The sequence below is a fragment of the Methylobacterium sp. AMS5 genome, assembly GCF_001542815.1.
Classification (GTDB): Bacteria; Pseudomonadota; Alphaproteobacteria; order Rhizobiales; family Beijerinckiaceae; genus Methylobacterium.
On record NZ_CP006992.1, the window covers coordinates 4,952,822 to 4,970,211 of the forward strand.

The window sequence follows — 17,390 nt, forward strand, 5'->3', positions numbered from 1 at the left end:
AAAAGGCCCCCGTCGCTCGCCAGCGACGGGGGCCTTTTTCATAAAATGCCGCGACCCCGAAGGAGCGGCGCGCGCCGGATCATTCCATCACGGCAGCCTTCATGATGACGACCATGGTCGCGCGGCCGGGCCCGTCGCCGAGGCAGCGGATGCTGTGGGGGCGGTCGCAGCGGTAGCGCAGGGTCTCCCCCGCATTGGCCCGCTGCACCTCGCCGGCCACATCCACCTCGAAGCTGCCCTCCAGCACCGACAGCGACTCGACCGAGCCGCGCTGGTGCGCGTCGGATTCGAGCACCCCGCCGGCATCGGCGGTCACGTCGTACCATTGCAGCCACTCGACGGTCTTGATCCAGCCGATGATGGCAAGGCGCACCCGGCCGTCGTCGGAGACCAGCCGCGGCGTGTCGGCGCGCGAGAAGCGCTCGATGAAGGGTTCCTCGTCGGAGGTGGCGAGCACCCGCTCGATCGACACGTCGAGCGCCTGGCTCAACCGCCAGATCGTCGCCAGCGTCGGATTGGTTTCGTTGCGCTCGATCTGGCTGATGATCGACTTCGCCACACCCGATTGCTCGGCGAGTTCGGAGAGAGAGAGATTGTAGGCCTTGCGCAGCCGTTGGATCGTCTTGCCGAGCTGGCCCGAAAGCACCTGGGCGCCACTGACGAGATCCTTCGGCCGTCCACGCTCGAGGCTTGCCGCTATGTCTTGCATCACGTCGGTCCGCTGAAAGTGCCTGACAAGCCGTTCACGCGCCGGAAACACCCTCGCGGGCAGATCGGATCACGAAATCTTGTGCGGGGCACCGAAAGGCGTTCCGTTATCCGAACGAGCGTTTGGTCTGTCAAACGCAAAAGCCGGAAAAGGGCTGATTCCGCTGAGCCCGGCGCCTATTGCCAGAGCGCGAAAAAGTGGTGGAGCGGGCCGTGGCCATGGCCGACCGGCACTGTGTCCGCCGCGCGGATCGCGCCTGTGACGTAGGTCTTTGCGCCCCCCACCGCCTCGGCGAGGCCCTGGCCGCGGGCGAGCCCCGCCGCCACCGCCGCCGAGAGGGTGCAGCCGGTGCCGTGGCTGTTGCGGGTCTCGATGCGCGGAGCCGCGAACCGGCGCAGGGTCCCGTCCGCGGCGATCAGGTGATCGACGCTCTCGCGGCCCTCGCCGTGGCCGCCCTTGATGATCACCGCCCGTGCGCCGCGCGCCAGCAGCCGCCGTCCCTGCGCCACGGCCTCGTTCTCGTGTCCCGCTTCCTCCTCGTCGAGCAGGGTCGCGGCTTCGGGCAGGTTGGGGGTGACGACGGTGGCCAGCGGCATCAACTCGATGCGCAGGATCTCGACGGCTTCCTGCGAGATCAGCCGGTCGCCGCTCGTGGCCACCATCACCGGGTCGAGCACCACCGGGATACCGGGCGCGTGCCGCCGCAGGCCCTCGGCCACCGCCCGGATGGTCTCGGGCCGCGAGAGCATGCCGATCTTCACCGCCCCGACCGCGAGGTCGGAGAACACCGAGTCGATCTGCGCGGCCACGAAATCGGCGGGCACGTCGTGGATCGCCTGCACCCCGCGGGTGTTCTGGGCCGTGAGCGCCGTGATGACGCTGGCGCCGTAGACGCGCAGCGCCGCGAAGGTCTTGAGGTCGGCCTGGATGCCGGCGCCCCCGCTCGAATCCGAGCCGGCGATGGTCAGGGCGATGGCGGTCATGGGCGTCTTCCCTCGTCTGTTTTTTCGGTGGTCCGCTTCTTCTGGCCTTAAAGCATCGTCCTGGATACCTGATCCAAGGCGATGCTTTAGGCTCTTGTTTTCGCATCATATTTTTTCCGAAAGCCGGCAACCACCTTGCGGGGCGATGCTCTCGTGCCTCACAAAACTCCCGATGACCGATCGTCTCCGTTCCGGGCACGGCGGCGCAGCGGGCGTTTTGTGAGAGACACTTAACGCGTGCCCGTGCTTCCGCGCTGGCTCAGCGCCTCATCGACCCGTGCAAGCAGATCCCGCGCCTTGGCTTCAGTCGCACCGCCCTTGAACAGGGCGCCGATCAGCGCCACCCCGTCGGCACCGGCCCGGATGACGGAGGCGGTGTTGCTGGCGTCGATCCCGGCAATCGCGCCGAGCGGCAGGGACTGGCCGCGGGCGAGCCGGGCGCGGAACACGATCCGCTGCAACCCATCGAGCCCGACCGGCGGGTCGGGGTTGTCCTTGCTGGTGGTCGCGAACACGCCGCCGATGCAAGCGTAGTCGATGGGAAGCCGGTAGAGTTCGTCGGCCTGGGCGCCGGTCTTCACGGTGAGCCCGATAATGGCGCGCGGGCCGAGCAGGCGGCGTGCGTTCTCCGGGTGGAGATCCGACTGGCCGAGATGCACGCCCTCGACGCCGGCGGCCAGCGCGAGATCGACCCGGTCGTTGACGAGGAGCGGCGCACGGCCGGCGAGGGCCGCATGGATCGCCCGGATCCGTGCGAGGGCCGCACGGGCGTCGGTCATATCCTTGTCGCGGTACTGAAGCAGGGTGGCGCCACCGGCCACCGCCTCCGCTGCCAGGGTGGCAAGCGCGTTGGCATCGCCGCCCAGTACGCCGACATCGAGGATGCCGTAGAGGCGCAGGTCCACGGCGACGCCCGCCGACGGCCGGGACAAACCGAGTCCTGTTCCACTGCCCATGCCCGCTTCCTTCGATGAATTCGCCTTTCGATCTAGCAGGATCGGTCTGGCGCGGCGACCGTGCCGGCGACCGCCGCAGCACGCTCCTGCGGAATCCTGCAGATGGGGCCGCAGGGCCATCGCGCGAAGAACGCCGCGCGGCGCGGGCCTTTCAGGGCTTCGGTCTTGAAAGACACCGAGCGGAGCGGACGCGGAAGCCCGCGAAGGCGGGCGCCGGCGACCGAGGCCAGCAAAGAACCGGGGTTGATCCTCTTCGATTGCCAGGGATGAGGCCGGAGGTTCCGTTGACGGTGCCGGGGCCGATCCGGCAAGACCGGAATGCGGACCGGAACCGCTTCCACCGCCAACGGGATGCCCGAGGAGAGGGCTGAAGGCCGACGAACGCATGAGCACGGCCGAACTGGGTGTGATCGCCGCCACGGCGGACAAGGGGACGCGCGCCGCCAGCGCTTCCTCGGTGGGGCTCGTTGCCGTCATCGTCGCGGCGACGGACGGCGAGCCGCGCGCGCTCACCGTGCAGGTCGGGGGACAGGCCGAGGGGCGGGAGACCGCCCTGCCCGCCGGGCCGCTGGTGCCCGAGCACGCCACCCTGGAGCGAGGTCTTCGCGCCTGGGTCGAGCAGCAGACGCATCAGCGCCTCGGTTATGTCGAGCAGCTCTACACCTTCGGCGACCGCGACCGGGAGGGCGGGCAGCACGACGTGCACCTGCTCTCGGTGGCCTATCTCGCCCTGGTGCGCGAGCTGCGCCCGGCGGGCCTTGCGGAAGCCGCGTGGCGCAATTGGTACCGCTACCTGCCGTGGGAGGATTTCCGCGAGGGCCGGCCCCCGGCGCTTGCCGAGATCGAGCCGCGCCTGATGGCTTGGGTCGCCGCCGCCTCGGATCCGAAGCTCCGGCGCATGCGCGAGGACCGGGTCGGTCTCAGTTTCGGGATCGGCGGCGCCTGGAACGAGGAGCGGGTTCTGGAGCGCTACGAATTACTGTTCGAGGCCGGGCTTATCCCTGAAGCCAACGGCCAGAACGGCGCCGCCGTGCCCGACGACCTCGCAATCACCGGCCAGCCGATGGCCCACGACCATCGCCGGGTGCTTGCCACGGCAATCGGCCGCCTGCGCGGCAAGATCAAGTATCGCCCGGTGGTGTTCGAGTTGATGCCGCCGGCCTTCACCCTGCTTCAGCTTCAACGCACGGTCGAGGCGCTCTCGGGCACCCGGCTGCACAAGCAGAACTTCCGCCGCCTCGTGGCGCAGCAGGGACTCGTCGAGGAAACCGAGACGCTCACCAGCGGCAATGCCGGGCGCCCGGCCCGGCTGGTGCGCTTCCGCCGGGAGGTTCTCTTGGAGCGCCCCGCTCCCGGCGTTCGGCTCACCCCGACGCGGCGAACTTTGTGACGCTCGCCATCCGGCCTCCCACCTGAGAAAAGCCGGGATTCATCGTCCGGGAGGATGCGCTACCCCTCGAAGAGGCGACCGAACTGTTCGGGGCAGCCGGCGACGAGTGTCGGCGCCAGGGGAAGGTCGGCCCGGGTACACAGCCTGAATCCGTAATAGGGCGTCAAGAGCTCGATCTCGGGAACGCAGACCCAGACACGAATCACCGACCCATGCTCGACCACGCTGACGAGAAGCATTTGCCGCGTGCGGTCGAAGGAGACGGCCTGTTCGCGAAACAGAAGTTCGACCGAACGGATGTCATCGATCGCGATCCGTTTATGTGCCCAAAGCATCGGCAAAACGCCCTCCAATTGGGCGTTTTGCCGGCTCGACACCGATCGATCAACCGATCTGAACGCAGGGCAGTCGGCAGTGCTGCCTACGGATTAAGCGTTTATCGAGATCGTCTGCTCGTCCTGGCGGCGCGTCACGCCCACGGCATCGCGATGCGGAGCGCGCGGAGGCCGCGCTGACGGAGCCGAGCGCAGCGCGGCTCCTCCGAGATCGACACCTCATCCCGGCGCCGGGCGCCATCGAACGCGGCGCGGGCCCGGCACCGCCGAGCCCGCCTCAACCAAGCACATCCGCGCTTAGCCTAGTGTCTCTCAAAAGACTCCCGCCGTCCTGTCATCGCCAGAGCGAGAACGGTCAGAGACCAGCCGTTTTGTGAGGTACTCTTAAGCGTCCTTCTTGCGGCGCGGAGCGCGGCGCTTCTTCTCCACAGCGGGTTCCGGCTCGGCGGCCACCGGCTCGGGCGCCGCTGCGACTTCCGCCTCCGGCTCAGCGATCCGGCGGCGCTGCTGACCCAGGCCCAGCGCACGCGCCAGTTCGGAGCGCTGCTCCGAGTAGCTCGCCGAGGTCATGGGGTAATCGTTGGGGAGGCCCCATTTCGCCCGATACTGTTCCGGCGAAAGACCACGCAGGGTGAGATGGCGGCGCAGCGTCTTGTAGGGCTTGCCGTCCTCGAAGCTGACCAGAAAGTCGTGGCTGATCGACTTGCGGATTTCCTGCGGCGTCGCCTTGGGCGGCCCGGTCTCGGCGGTGGGGCGGCCGCTCAGGCTGACCGACCGAATCGCTTCATGCACTTCTCCGAGAAGTTTCGGCAACTCGGCGCTCTGAACGTGATTATTGCTGACATAAGCAGACACGACATCGGCCGTGAGGGTAACGAGGCGGGCTGTCTCCGCATCCTGTTCACTGGTTTCCATGGCGCAATCTTCTATGAGGGGGCTTTAGCTCGAAGACGGTAAGCTCAGGACCGTGGCAGAGCAAGACATCGCGGATGAATTCGAGCGCAGTCAGGTCGAGAAGAACTGAGCGTAGCGTGTGTTTCTATGCAAATCGAATGGAAAAAACGCCGAGCCCGGCCTTCGGGAAAAAAGGATTGTGCCCACCTTGAGGGTGACGCTGACGATCTCAAAGAAATATTTCAAATGATAGAAAGTCTGCGGTCCAGTTCAGAAAATGCCGACGTTTCAAAGAGTTGAGATTCCAGATGGTCACCGGATTTCCCCGCGGGCACGATAAAGTTGCCGGCTTTGTGCGACCGCGCCGGGCGCAGTGCGGAAGTCACGCTTTGATTGCGACGTCCTGCCGCAGGAGTGCGTATTTTCTGTGGATTGTCGGAGGTCGGACCGGTCCGCCCGGAAATATCCGGCACGCCAAAGCGTCTTGTGCCAGTTCTCAGCCGACGCGGTGGAGCCTTCACCGGCCAATTCCTAGAGGCCGATTGTCAAAAGACGGACGACAGCCGATGGCCCCTCCTGTCGATTGGCAGATGACTGGCGCTCGCTTCGGTGGCGCGCGCCTCTAGGCCAGCCTGACAATGTTTGTGAGGTGGACTGCCTGGCTCATCGCGTCGATCCATTTGGAGAGCGGATGTCTCCTCATGTGCGGCAGGGACTCGTTGCTCGTCCCGGATAGGCTCTGCACGGTGAGCGACGCGCATGATGGATGTCGCTCCGGCCCCGAAAGGCGGCCGCCACCTTTCGCGGGGCGTCCGTCGACCATCCGGTCGGATATCGCTTTGCAGGCACCGTCCCGGCACACGCGGACTGCACGTGCCAGGTTTTCATCGAGCCCCTATCGAGAGCGTATCGGGGCTGAAGCGGCCCAGGGGTCAATCGAGCCCGAGCATGAGCCCGAGATTCTGCACGGCCGCGCCCGATGCGCCCTTGCCGAGGTTGTCGAGACGGCCGACCAGCACGGCTTGGCCGTGGCTGTCGGAGCCGAACACCCGCAGTTCGAGCCGGTCGGTGTCGTTGAGGGCCTCCGGTTCGAGGCGTTCGCGGTGGGCGCCCTCCTCCGCGCCGCGTACGACCTTCACCAGCGGGGTGCTCGCGTACCAATCGGCCAGCGCATCCTCCAGATCGCCCGGCTTCGGGCTGCCGGGCAGGGCGCCGAGATGCAGCGGGATGCTGACCAGCATCCCCTGCCGGAAGTTACCGACGGAGGGGATGAAGATCGGCCGCCGGGTGAGCCGGCTATAGGCTTCGATTTCCGGCAGGTGCTTGTGGCCGAAGCCGAGCCCGTAGAGCTGGAACGGGGCGCCCTCCCCGCGTTCGTAACTCTCGATCATGCTGCGGCCGCCGCCGCTATAGCCGCTCACGGCATTGACGCTGACGGGATGATCCGACGGGATCAGGCCGCGTTCCACCAGCGGGCGCAGCAGCGCGATCGCCCCGGTCGGATAACAGCCGGGATTGGCGACCCGGCGCGCGGCGCGGATCACCTCGGCCTGATCCGGCGTCATCTCGGCAAAGCCGTAGGCCCAGCCCGGCGCGATGCGATGGGCGGTGCTGGCATCGAGCAGCTTCGGGCCGCCTCCGGGCAGGCTGTCGGCGAGCGCCGCGGTCTCGCGGGAGGCGTCGTCGGGCAGGCAGAGCACGGCAAGGTCGACCTCTTCGAGGATCGCCCGCTTCACCCCCGCATCCTTGCGGCTCTCGATCGGAATGCTGACGAGGCGCACCCTGCCCTCGCGCTCCAGGCGCTCGCGGATGCCGAGACCGGTGGTGCCGACCTCTCCGTCGATGAACACCTTCGGGGCGCTGAGGCCGTCGGACATCGCAGATTCCTTAGCATCGGCCCCGATCCGGGCCGGTCTGACACAGGGTGTATTCAGCGTTCCCGGCCGCATCGGGCACGCTTGATGAGACGCTTCTCCGGTGGCGCGGAGGTGGAAGCTTCGTCTTCCCCTGTCAACGCCGCTCCGTCGCCGCTCGCGGTCGCGCCCCATCCTCCCGTGGACGGGAGCCGCGCGGCCGGAACTCACGATGACGCCTCCTGTTGACAGCCGAATGTCGCTCAGGAGGCGAAACCGATGTCAGGCACCGCCAAGAAGACCGATCCGAAGCTGTGGGAGAAGGTGAAAGAGGAGATCACCGAATCTTCCAAGGGCGGCAAGCCCGGCCAGTGGTCCGCCCGCAAGGCGCAGATGGCCACCAGCGAGTACAAGAAGGAGGGGGGTGGCTACGCCGGCAAGAAGTCCGACGACAACCACCTCAAGCAATGGACCGACGAGGAGTGGGACACCAAGTCGGGGAGGGAAAGCGGCAAGACCGGCGAGCGCTACCTGCCCAAGAAAGCGCGGGAGAAGCTGTCCGATACGGAATACAGCCGTTCGACCGCCAAGAAACGCGCCGATTCCGCGAGGGGCAAGCAGCACTCGAAGCAGCCTGCGGATGTGGCGAAGAAAGCGGCTTCTGCCCGCAAGACCGGCGGCAAGACCGGCAAGACGTCGGACAAGGGCGGAAACGCCGGCGCGACGAAGTCCGAACTGATGAAGCGGGCGCGCAAGCAGGACATTCCCGGCCGCTCGAAGATGACCAAGGGCGAGTTGGAGCGCGCCCTGACGACCTGATCGTTTTGCGAGCGATGAGGGGTGGGAAGGTGCGAGATCCTCCCCGCCCCTCAGGAGCGCTTCTCGGCCCCGGCCACGACGAAGCTCTGTCGCTCGCAGAGCGGGCGCGCCGCCGGGCTTCGCAGGAAGCCGAGGAAGGACTCGGCGCGCCCGCTCGGCTCGCATCCTTGGTCGTGCCGGGCCGCCGTCGATGCAGCAGGCCCGGCGCCGGCTCTGCCGGACGCGCGCCCGACACGCGCAACGCCGGCTTCCAGCCCGCGCGGGCGAGCGCCGTCATCGTCCGGGGATCGCGGAAGTCTCTCTCCCGGGGCTCAGTCGTCGGACGGGCCGGCCGCCGAGGGTTCGGGCTCGTCGGCAGTGAAGCCTTCGAGCCAATCCAGGCTCTCCTGCGAGCCCGCCTCGTAGGGATTGGCCGAATCGGGCCTGCCCATCGCCTTGGCGACTTTGCCCTCTTCGAAGATCTTGCTCGATACCACGACCATCGACCGATCCTTTCTCGATGTGGGCCAGGAGGTGCGGGACAGGAAGTGGCCGGGCGCGGCCGGAGTTCCCGCCGCCTTCAGGCGGCGGGCTCGGTCCCCCGCGCCGGCTTGGTCTCGGCGCGATGGAGCCGGCTCAGCAGCACCAGCAGCGAGCCCGGCAGCGGCGCTTCGAGCGTGTCCGATGCGAGGATGCCCGCGTTCGTGGCGCGGCGGCGGTCGGGGCGCGGCTCGCGCCTGACGACGACGGGGGAGCGAAGGCGGACGGATCTGGGTGTCATGACGCGATGGGAACTCGAAAAGCGCCTGATGAACGAGACGGAAAAACGCCTCGCGCAATGCCCGGCCATCGCGGCCGACGAGGCGCATGCGCGAGACGCTTTGGAGGATGAGAACGCTGCCTCGCCGATCCGGTTCCGGGGTTTTCGGCTAGGAATTAAACATCATGCCTGTGGATTAAGCATCTTTGGTCTTGCTTGTGCTGTTCTAGGTACGCGCTCCTGCTCGATTGCTCATGAACCGTGCGTCGAAGGGGTCGTGAAGCCCGTGGCCCTCGGCGCGCGCGGATGGTAGAGGGCGCCCCATGCTCGAAGGTCTGCCGCCGCACCGACCCACGCACGTCCTGCGCCTGATCACGGACGAGCCCTCCGCTCGTGCCATGACCGAACTGCTGGGCGAGATGTTCGACCCCATGGAGACGGCGGTGGCCGCCTTCGAGGTCGAAGAGACCGGCGCGTGGCGGTTGGAAGCCTATTTCTCCGAGGAGCCCGACGCGGAGATGATCCGCGACCTGATCCGCCCGATGGTCGGCGAGCAGGCCGACGCGGCCCTCTTCGAGACCATCGACCAGCAGGATTGGGTGCGCGCCTCGCTCGAGGGACTGAAGCCGGTTCGGGCGGGCCGCTTCCTCGTCCATGGCGGCCATGACCGTCATCAGGTGCGGGGGAACGACCTCGCCATCGAGATCGAGGCGGCGCTTGCCTTCGGCACCGGCCATCACGGCACCACGCTCGGCTGCCTGCGGGCGCTGGTGGACGAATTGAAGCGGCGGCGGCCGGCTCATGTCCTCGATGTCGGCACCGGCACCGGCATCCTGGGATTTGCCGCCGCCAAGGTGCTTCGCACGCCCGTGGTGGCTGGCGACCTCGACCCGGAAGCGGTGACGACCGCCCGCGGCAATGCCCGCCTCAACGGCCTCGGGCCGTTCATGCGCTTCTATCACGCGCCGGGCGTGCGCCACGCCCTGGCGAACCGCCCGCGCGGCTTCGACGTGGTGTTCGCCAACATCCTGGCCCGCCCCCTCAAGCGGCTCGCACCTTCGCTCACCGCCGTGGTGGCCGATGACGGGGTGCTGATCCTCTCCGGCCTGATCGAACGCGATGTGCCGGGCGTGCTCTCGACCTACCGCCACCGCGGCTTCCATCTCGCCCGCTCCGGCGTCATCGAGGGCTGGGCGACGCTGGTGCTGCGCCGCGGCGGCGCGGCGGCGCGTCCCCGCTGAGGAGCGTGCTTTTTTGGGGCGTGAGCCCCGGAAAGCATCAAGCAGAGCGCAAGCCTAAGCCCGCGGAGGCGGGCGCCGGCGACTTCGGCCAGCCAAAGCCGGGGTGATCGCTTCGTTCGATCGGCATGGAGGAGGGTGTCGCGCGGGCATCCGACGCGGTAGGTTTCCGCCATGACGACGCCCCTGCCCCGCTTCCAGACCTTCGACGATCCGAGCCATGCCAAGGGGCCCGAGCGTATCGAAGCCCTGCGCGCGGCGCTCCGCGAGATCCGCGCCGACGGCTTCGTCGTGCCACGGGCCGACGAGCATCAGTCGGAATACGTGCCGGCCAACGCCGAGCGTCTCGCTTGGCTCACCGGCTTCACCGGGTCGGCCGGCCTCGCGCTGGTCCTGGCCGACGAGGCGGCCCTGTTCGTCGATGGCCGCTACACGCTCCAGGCGCCGGAGCAGGTCGATACCGGGATCATCACCGTGGTGCCCCTTGCCGAGGCGACGCCGGAGGCTTGGCTCGGCACCCACCTGAAGCCCGGCCAAACCCTCGCCTACGATCCCTGGCTTCTCACGCCCGACGGCGTGGCCCGCCTGGAGCGCGCCGCCATCAAGGCGGGGGCGTCCCTGCGCGCGGTGCCGGACAATCTCGTGGATGCGGTCTGGGCCGGGCGGCCCCGGGCACCGGCGGGCCGTGTCGCGGCCCATCCCGATGATCTTGCGGGCGAGACGCGCGGCGACAAGCTCGGCCGCATCCGCGCCGCGCTGGCGGAGAGCGGGATCGACACCCTGGTGATCTCCGATCCCCACAACCTCGCCTGGACCTTCAACCTGCGTGGGTCCGACATCGTGCACACGCCCCTGGCGCTCGGCTATGCGCTGTTGCCCCGCGAGGGGCGGGCGGCGCTCTACCTCACTTCGCCGCAGATCGACGCCGACTTGCGCGCCGCCCTCGAACCGCTGGCCGACCTTCGCCCGCGCAGCGCGTTCGACGAGGATCTCGCCGGGCTGTGCACCGGCGCCGCGCGCGTACGGATCGATTCGGCGACGGGGGCGGCGGCCCTCAAGGATCGCGTCGAGGCCGCCGGGGGCGTCGCCGATGTCGGCGCCGATCCGATCACCGCGATGAAGGCGGTCAAGAACGCGGCCGAGATCGCCGGCACCCGCGCCGCCCACCACCGCGACGGCCTTGCCGTGACGCGCTTCCTCGCCTGGCTCGACCGGGCCGCTGCCGATGGTGTGAGCGAGATCGCTGCCGTCGAGGCACTGGAGGGTTTCCGCAAGGAGGGCGGCCTGCTGCGCGACGTCTCCTTCCCGACCATTTCCGGCTCGGGCCCGAACGGTGCCATCGTCCATTACCGCGTCACCCGCGCCACCGACCGCACGGCGCAGCCCGGCGAACTCTTCCTGATCGATTCCGGGGCGCAATACGCCGACGGCACCACCGACATCACCCGCACCGTCGCCATCGGCACGCCGACGGACGAGATGCGCGATCGCTTCACCCGCGTGCTGAAGGGCCATATCGCCCTCGCCCGCGCCGTCTTTCCCGAGGGGACGACGGGCGCGCAGATCGATGCCTTCGCCCGGATGAGCCTGTGGGAGGCCGGGCTCGATTACGATCACGGCACCGGCCACGGCGTCGGCGCCTTCCTCTCGGTCCACGAGGGTCCGCAGCGCATCGCCAAGACCGGCACGGTGGCGTTGAAGCCCGGCATGATCCTCTCGAACGAGCCGGGCTATTACCGGAGCCGTGCCTACGGCATCCGCATCGAGAACCTGATCCTCGTCGAGCCGCGGACGATCCCCGGCGGCGACCGGACGATGCTCGGCTTCGAGACCCTGACGCTGGCACCGATCGACCGGCGGCTGATCGATCCGGCCGTGCTCGGTGCGCACGACGCGGCGTGGCTCGACGCCTACCACGCGCGGGTGCGTGAGGCCCTGTCGCCGGATCTCGACGGGCCGACGCGGGATTGGCTGGAAGGAGCGACGCGGCCGCTTGGAGAGGCCACGGCGTGACCGAGCCTTCCCGCTCCGCGATCCTGTTCGTGTGCCTGGGCAACATCTGCCGTTCGCCGCTGGCCGAGGCCGCCTTCCGGCAGGAGGCGGCGCGGATCGGTCTCGACGTCACGGTCGATTCCGCCGGGACCGGCGACTGGCACGTCGGCGAACCGCCGGACCCGCGCGCGATCGCGGTGGCGCGGGCGAACGGCGCCGATATCGCGGGTTATCGCGGACGTCAGGTCACGCCGGCCGATTTCGAGCGCTTCGATCACGTCGTCGCCCTGGACCTCGCCAACCTCGCGCGGCTGCGGGCCCTGCGGCCGGACGGGTCGCGGGCCGAGCTGAGCCTGCTCCTCGATCACGTGCCGGGCCGGGCGGGCGAGCCCGTGGCCGACCCCTATTACGGCGCGGAAGAGGGCTTCGACACCACCTGGGCCGATGTGACCGCAGGCGCCCGAGCCCTCGCCCGCCGGATCACGGGAGCGGAATGAAAGACCTCGCCCGGCACGCGGCGGATCTGCTCGGCGTTCCCCTTGCCGAGGCTCGGCCGATGGCGGGCGGCGACCTGTCTCAATGCGTTCGCCTGAGGCTGGAGGATGGGCGCGAGGCCGTGGCGAAGACCGGGCCGGCGCCGCGGGAAGAGGCCCGGATGCTCGCAGCCATCGCTGCGACCGGCGCCCCGGCGCCCGCCGTGCTGGCTGCGGACGCGACGGCGCTCGTCCTCGAATGCCTACCCGATACCGGTTCGGGGCCGGGCACCGACGCCGATCTCGGCCGGGTCGTCGCCCGCCTGCACGCCGCCGAGGGCGAGTGCTACGGCTGGCATGCCGATTACGCGTTCGGCTCCGTCGCCATCGAGAATGCCTGGGACGACGACTGGCCCGCCTTCTGGGGCGAGCGCCGCCTGCTCTGCCATGCCGGACACCTCCCCGCCCCATTGTTCCGGCGGATCGAGGCGCTGGCCCGCGACCTGGGAAACCGCCTGCCGGGACGCCCCCGCTCCGCCCTGCTCCACGGCGACCTATGGGGCGGCAATGTCCTCTATGCCGGCGAGCGGGTCTCGGGGCTGATCGATCCGGCCTGCTATCACGGCCATGCCGAGGTCGATCTGGCGATGCTGAGCCTGTTCGGGCGGCCCGGTCCGGCCTTCCGTGCGGCCTACGGAGCGCCCGAGCCCGGCGCCGCGGAGCGCGCGCCGATCTACAAGCTCTGGCCGGCCCTGGTGCATTGGCGCCTGTTCGGCGACGGCTACCGCGGCATGGTGGCGGGGTTGCTGGACGCGGCCGGCGTCTGACCGGGCTTTCCTTCGATCCTCGACCGGACGCCGTCTCAGAACATCCCGTTCGAATGGGCGGAGTGTTCGGGCAGGATCTGCAGGACGTCCCAGTGCTCGACGATCCGGCCGCCGTCATCGAGCCGGAAGATGTCGATGGCCGCATAATCGTGGTCGCCCGGCCAGTGCTGGAGACAGTGCAGCACGACCAGATCGCCTTCGGCGACCGCCCGTTTCACCTCGACCCGCTTGCCCGGCCACTCGCGCGCCATGCGCTCGAAATAGGCGATGAAGCCGTCCTTGCCGTTCGCCACGTGCGGGTTGTGCTGGATGTAGTCCTCGCCGGCGTAACGCTCGATCGCCTCGCGCGGCCGGCTCTCGTTGAACATCAGTTCGTAGAAGGCGATGACGGTCGCCTTGTTCGTCGCGAGGTCGGTCATGCTGTCGCTCCGAGCGGGTGAACGGGCAAAGTCCAGCCGCAGCGCGGCCTCACGCCGTTCATCATGCCCGAGCGACAGTTCGCCGTCAGCGCGGCCCCTACTCCGCCGGAGCCGGCATCGGCGACAGGCGCGGCTCGAAGCGGCCGCCCTCCGTCGGCTTCATCTCGACGCGCCGGTCGTGATGCTTGTGCAGGGTCGAGCGGTGGCCGATCGAGACGATGGTCGTGCCGGGCATCGTCGCGCGCAGCGTCCGATAGATTTCGGCCTCGGTGTCCTCGTCGAGGGCGGCGGTCGATTCGTCGAGGAACAGCCAGTCGGGCTTGGCCAGGATCGCCCGCGCGATGGCGAGGCGCTGCTGCTCGCCGCCCGACAGGCGCCGGTCCCAGGTATCGACCTCGTCGAGCTTGTCCGCAAGCTGGGGAAGCTGGGCGGCGTTGAGCGCGTCGCGGATCTCCTCGTCGGAGAACCGGTCGATCGGATTCGGATAGGCTACCGCGCCGCGCAGGGAACCGAGCGGGATATAGGGCCGCTGCGGCAGAACCAGCGCCGACTGTCCGGCCGGCACGTCGACCCGGCCCTTGCCGAACGGCCAGATCCCGGCGATCGCCCGGAACAGGGTCGACTTGCCCGAGCCGGAGGGGCCGGTGACCAGGGTCGCTCCGCCTTTCGGCAGTTCGAGCGCGCCCGCATGGACGATCTCGCGGCCATCGGGCAGCGCCAGCGTCAGGTCGCGGGCGGTCACGCCGCCGGCGGTCTCGTTGCCGTTGGCGAGGCCGTAGCCGGCGCCGGCCAGAGCCTCGGCCTGGGTCATCGCCCGCTTGAACGAGCCGAGACGGATGGTGTTCGCCTTGTAGGCGGCGAGGATGGTGTAGGACGTGATGAAGAAGTTCAGCGAGTTCTGGACGTTGCTGAACGCATTCGAGGTCTGCTGCAGGGCGCCGAGGGTGATCTTCTTGGCAAAGAAGGACGGCGCGGCGATGACGAGCGGGAAGATCGCGCTCAACTGGCGGTAGCTGAAGGTGAAAGCGATCAGCTTGATGCGCCGGAAGATGATGCCGACGTAGTTGTCGACGATGGCGTGGAACAGGGTGGAGAGGCGGGACGCCTCGGCCCGTTCGCCGCGCAGCAGGGCGATCTGCTCGGAATAGATGCGGTTGCGCGCCAGGGCGAAGCGGAAATCCGCCTCGACCTGCTCCTGCCGGTAGTCGAGGCCGATGAGCGGCTTGCCGATGAGGTGCGTGAGCCAAGTGCCGACCACGGCGTAGGCGATCACCAGCCACACGAGGAAGCCCGGGATCACGGCGTCGGTGAACGGCAGCACGAAGTCGCGCGAGAGCGTCCACAGGATGACGATGAAGGAGACGAGCTGCGCCGCCTGCGAGAGCAGCCGGGTCGAGAGGGTCGTGGTCTGGGCGATGAAGTTGTTGACGTCCGACTGGATGCGCTGATCCGGGTTGTCGGCGTGCTCGTCGACGAAGGGAATGCGGTAATGCGTGCCCTCCCCGAGCCAGCGCTCGTAGAGATTGTGAGTGAGCCAGGTGCGCCAGCGGAGCTGCAATCCGGCATCGACATAGATGTCGAACATGCCGATCACGACGTTGAGGATCGCCAGCGGCACGAAGATCCAGCCGAGCTGATACCAGAAGCTCGGTGCGTCGAACTCCTGCAGCGCGTTGTACATGTCGCGGTAGAAGAAGTTGAACCGCAGCGTCAGCGCCACGTCCGCGAAGCTGACGAAGATCGACAGCGCCACGAGGTTGCGGCCGATCTGGCCCTCGGTGCGGCCGAACCGGCGGAACATGCCGACTTCCCGGCTCGGAGTGTCGTGGCTGGCGAAATAGGGGTCGGCGATCAGGGTGATGTCGCGGATCGGCTTCCAGTGCGAGACGGCGAGCACGATGGCGGCGAACACCACGGAGCCGGTCGCGGCGAAATCCGGCGGCAGCAGCGCCGCGACGACGCCCGGCAGGGCGCCCATCGCCGCCAGGGTCTTGGCGCCCGCCAGCAGCAGGTAGCCGACGCCGTAGACCGAGATGAAAATCTTCAGGTAGGCCGAGAGGCTGTTCGAGGCGATGAGGATGCCCGCCATCGCGAAGCCGGCGAGCGAGACGTAGAGCGGCGGGCTCGGAATCCCCGGCATGGCCAGCAGCAGGAGGGCGACGAGTGCCGTCAGCACCGCCTGGATGCCGAGCCTGCTCTTCAATGCGGCCACGCGGGTCGTTCCTTCTCGCTGCACCGGCCCTGCCCATCCTCGTATCGAATGGCGCGCCGACGGACGGGTTCAATCGCCGAATGCGGCGGCCCTGGCTATCCGTCGTGGCGAGAACGTGGCGCGCAGCCGCGCCTGTCACGTGAATTTTCGGTCATGTCGAGAAGTGGGGCTGTCGCCAGCCAGTGCCGCACGCCGCCGGGTGCGACACCATGAACAAGTTTTCCGACGACTTTTGAAACGATGGCCGGGTGTGCCTCCCAGCCCCTCGGTCCTCAGTTCGCGTCCCAGTTCCAATCACCGTAATCCGGCTCGCGGCAGCGGTAGCCGATCGGGCATTGCGGGTTGTCGCGGGTCGGGACGAAGCGCAGCTCGGCGATTTCCGTGAGTTCGCAGAAACTGCGGTCGCGCACGAAGCGCTCGGGCGGGCGCCCGCCGAAGCTGAGCGTCGCCGCGCCTTCCGCCTTCACCAGAGCCATCGCTTCCACGCAGGTCGGGCGCGCCGTCTGCGTGCGCGGCTGGGCCATGGCGGGAGCAAGGGCAAAGGGCGACGACAGCAGGGGCGCCAGTGCCGAGCCGAGAACGGCGAGGGTGACAGGTTTCATCACAGGGGTACGGTCGACGGCCGTTGCGGCCGCTAAGCTTGACCATGGCAGGTTCCGCTTGCGGCGGGAAGGGGTTGCCGTGCCTCTGCCGCAATCCCGGCGTCTATCGCGGAACGTGGGCCACGACGGCCTTGAGTCGTTTTAGGAAAAGTGCCGTGTGGTGCGGGCGGCCCGGGTCGACGATGCGGCCGGCCGCATGGCGCCGTTTTCTGAAACATCGTCTCGGACGCGAGAATGCTGATATCAGGAGCGCAAGCCGAAGAGGCGGCGAGAGGGGCGGCGGCAGAGCCGATGACGGCAGACGGTGCGCAGGAGGCCGGCGGGACCGATGTTGGGGCACGGGAGGTGACGTCCGCGGCCCTGTCGCGGCGTCTCGCGATCCCGGTGATCCTGGCCGCGGGCTGGGGCGCCCTGTTCGCTTATACACTGATCGTGCTCACCGATGACGGGTCCGTGGCGGCGCCCGCCGGTCAGATCCGATTCGCGGCGACCGACGGCATCGACGTCCCGGAGGTGCGGTTGCCCGAGCCGGAGCGGCCGGCCATGCCCACCGCCAACCCGCCGCGGGTGCTGACAGTCGCCGCGCCCGCACCGCCGCTGGAGACGGTGGTCCCCCCCGCCGAGCCGCGGCCCGCCGCGCCGCTGGTGGAGCGCGCCGCCTTCGTCGGCATCTGGGGGCCGACCCCGGTGGCCTGTGGCCAGCGCCAGCGCCGCCGCGGTTTCCTGCCCGCCACGATCACCGAGGACGGCGCCAAGGCCGGGCGCACCATCTGCCGCTTCCGCAACAACCGCCGCGAGGGCAGCGCCTGGACCATGGCCGCCGATTGCAGCGAGCGCGGTCGCCGCTGGACCTCCCAGGTCCGCCTCCTCGTCGAGCATGACCGGCTCACCTGGACGAGCGGCAAGGGCCAGGCGAACTACATCCGCTGCGGGCGGAGATCCGACTGAG

19 protein-coding genes are annotated in these 17,390 nt (G+C 68.7%); 8 read left to right on the forward strand and 11 right to left on the reverse strand.

Annotated elements, in window-relative coordinates; translation table 11 throughout:
- Positions 1–79: 79 nt before the first annotated feature.
- The 3 genes from Y590_RS22050 to thiE form a co-directional block, all read right to left on the reverse strand.
- The gene (locus Y590_RS22050; protein WP_060771728.1) at positions 80–709 is read right to left on the reverse strand and encodes a helix-turn-helix domain-containing protein; all 630 of its coding nucleotides are present in this window, start codon (positions 707–709) and stop codon (positions 80–82) included.
- Positions 710–885: 176 nt separating this feature from the next.
- Positions 886–1,692: a bifunctional hydroxymethylpyrimidine kinase/phosphomethylpyrimidine kinase gene (gene thiD / locus Y590_RS22055; protein ID WP_060771729.1), complete on the reverse strand. Its 807-nt coding sequence runs from the start codon at positions 1,690–1,692 to the stop codon at positions 886–888.
- Between the two features lie 230 nt (positions 1,693–1,922).
- Positions 1,923–2,648 carry a thiamine phosphate synthase gene (thiE, locus tag Y590_RS22060; protein ID WP_060771730.1) on the reverse strand — a complete coding sequence of 242 codons (726 nt, stop codon included), beginning with the start codon at positions 2,646–2,648 and terminating at the stop codon, positions 1,923–1,925.
- 385 nt (positions 2,649–3,033) lie between these two features.
- Between thiE and Y590_RS22070 the strand changes: the two genes are divergently transcribed.
- The gene (locus Y590_RS22070; RefSeq protein WP_245517471.1) at positions 3,034–4,038 is read left to right on the forward strand and encodes an NUDIX hydrolase; all 1,005 of its coding nucleotides are present in this window, start codon (positions 3,034–3,036) and stop codon (positions 4,036–4,038) included.
- Between the two features lie 59 nt (positions 4,039–4,097).
- Here the strand turns inward: Y590_RS22070 and Y590_RS22075 are convergent, their stop codons facing one another.
- The 3 genes from Y590_RS22075 to argC form a co-directional block, all read right to left on the reverse strand.
- Complete coding sequence (locus Y590_RS22075; protein WP_286161803.1) at positions 4,098–4,415, reverse strand: hypothetical protein; 318 nt, start codon at positions 4,413–4,415, stop codon at positions 4,098–4,100.
- A 342-nt stretch (positions 4,416–4,757) separates the two neighbouring features.
- The gene (locus Y590_RS22080) at positions 4,758–5,288 is read right to left on the reverse strand and encodes a Ros/MucR family transcriptional regulator (RefSeq protein ID WP_060771733.1); all 531 of its coding nucleotides are present in this window, start codon (positions 5,286–5,288) and stop codon (positions 4,758–4,760) included.
- Between the two features lie 911 nt (positions 5,289–6,199).
- A complete protein-coding gene (gene argC / locus Y590_RS22085; RefSeq protein WP_060771734.1) occupies positions 6,200–7,144 on the reverse strand; it encodes an N-acetyl-gamma-glutamyl-phosphate reductase in 945 nt (314 codons plus the stop codon).
- 255 nt (positions 7,145–7,399) lie between these two features.
- Here argC and Y590_RS22090 point away from each other — a divergent pair, with 255 nt between their 5' ends.
- A complete protein-coding gene (locus tag Y590_RS22090; RefSeq protein ID WP_060771735.1) occupies positions 7,400–7,939 on the forward strand; it encodes a hypothetical protein in 540 nt (179 codons plus the stop codon).
- 311 nt (positions 7,940–8,250) lie between these two features.
- Here Y590_RS22090 and Y590_RS27110 read toward each other — a convergent pair whose 3' ends face one another.
- Complete coding sequence (locus Y590_RS27110; protein WP_193763169.1) at positions 8,251–8,421, reverse strand: hypothetical protein; 171 nt, start codon at positions 8,419–8,421, stop codon at positions 8,251–8,253.
- A 77-nt stretch (positions 8,422–8,498) separates the two neighbouring features.
- Entirely contained in the window at positions 8,499–8,699 is a 201-nt protein-coding gene (locus Y590_RS22095) for a hypothetical protein (protein ID WP_060771736.1), read from the reverse strand.
- On the opposite strand from Y590_RS22095, the gene Y590_RS26690 reads away from it, so the two are divergent.
- The 5 genes from Y590_RS26690 to Y590_RS22115 all read left to right on the forward strand — a co-directional run bounded on the left by Y590_RS26690 (position 8,698) and on the right by Y590_RS22115 (position 13,208).
- Positions 8,698–8,991, forward strand: a complete 294-nt coding sequence (locus tag Y590_RS26690) for a hypothetical protein (RefSeq protein WP_144440037.1) — start codon at positions 8,698–8,700, stop codon at positions 8,989–8,991. The genes Y590_RS22095 and Y590_RS26690 overlap by 2 nt on opposite strands.
- Before the next feature lie 10 nt (positions 8,992–9,001).
- Entirely contained in the window at positions 9,002–9,919 is a 918-nt protein-coding gene (locus Y590_RS22100) for a 50S ribosomal protein L11 methyltransferase (RefSeq protein ID WP_012255560.1), read from the forward strand.
- A gap of 171 nt (positions 9,920–10,090) precedes the next feature.
- A complete protein-coding gene (locus Y590_RS22105) occupies positions 10,091–11,929 on the forward strand; it encodes an aminopeptidase P family protein (protein WP_060771737.1) in 1,839 nt (612 codons plus the stop codon).
- Positions 11,926–12,405, forward strand: a complete 480-nt coding sequence (locus Y590_RS22110; RefSeq protein ID WP_060771738.1) for a low molecular weight protein-tyrosine-phosphatase — start codon at positions 11,926–11,928, stop codon at positions 12,403–12,405. The genes Y590_RS22105 and Y590_RS22110 overlap by 4 nt, the downstream gene beginning before the upstream one ends.
- Positions 12,402–13,208: a fructosamine kinase family protein gene (locus Y590_RS22115; RefSeq protein WP_060771739.1), complete on the forward strand. Its 807-nt coding sequence runs from the start codon at positions 12,402–12,404 to the stop codon at positions 13,206–13,208. The genes Y590_RS22110 and Y590_RS22115 overlap by 4 nt, the downstream gene beginning before the upstream one ends.
- 35 nt (positions 13,209–13,243) lie before the next feature.
- Here the strand turns inward: Y590_RS22115 and Y590_RS22120 are convergent, their stop codons facing one another.
- The 3 genes from Y590_RS22120 to Y590_RS22130 form a co-directional block, all read right to left on the reverse strand.
- Positions 13,244–13,627: a nuclear transport factor 2 family protein gene (locus Y590_RS22120; protein WP_060771740.1), complete on the reverse strand. Its 384-nt coding sequence runs from the start codon at positions 13,625–13,627 to the stop codon at positions 13,244–13,246.
- A 97-nt stretch (positions 13,628–13,724) separates the two neighbouring features.
- Positions 13,725–15,839 (reverse strand): ABC transporter ATP-binding protein/permease, encoded by a 2,115-nt coding sequence (locus Y590_RS22125; protein ID WP_060771741.1) that lies wholly within the window; start codon positions 15,837–15,839, stop codon positions 13,725–13,727.
- Between the two features lie 272 nt (positions 15,840–16,111).
- Positions 16,112–16,441, reverse strand: coding sequence for a hypothetical protein (locus Y590_RS22130; protein WP_015824561.1), 330 nt, complete (start codon positions 16,439–16,441; stop codon positions 16,112–16,114).
- Between the two features lie 291 nt (positions 16,442–16,732).
- Here Y590_RS22130 and Y590_RS22135 point away from each other — a divergent pair, with 291 nt between their 5' ends.
- Positions 16,733–17,389: a hypothetical protein gene (locus tag Y590_RS22135; protein ID WP_193763168.1), complete on the forward strand. Its 657-nt coding sequence runs from the start codon at positions 16,733–16,735 to the stop codon at positions 17,387–17,389.
- The last annotated feature ends 1 nt before the right edge of the window (position 17,390 follow it).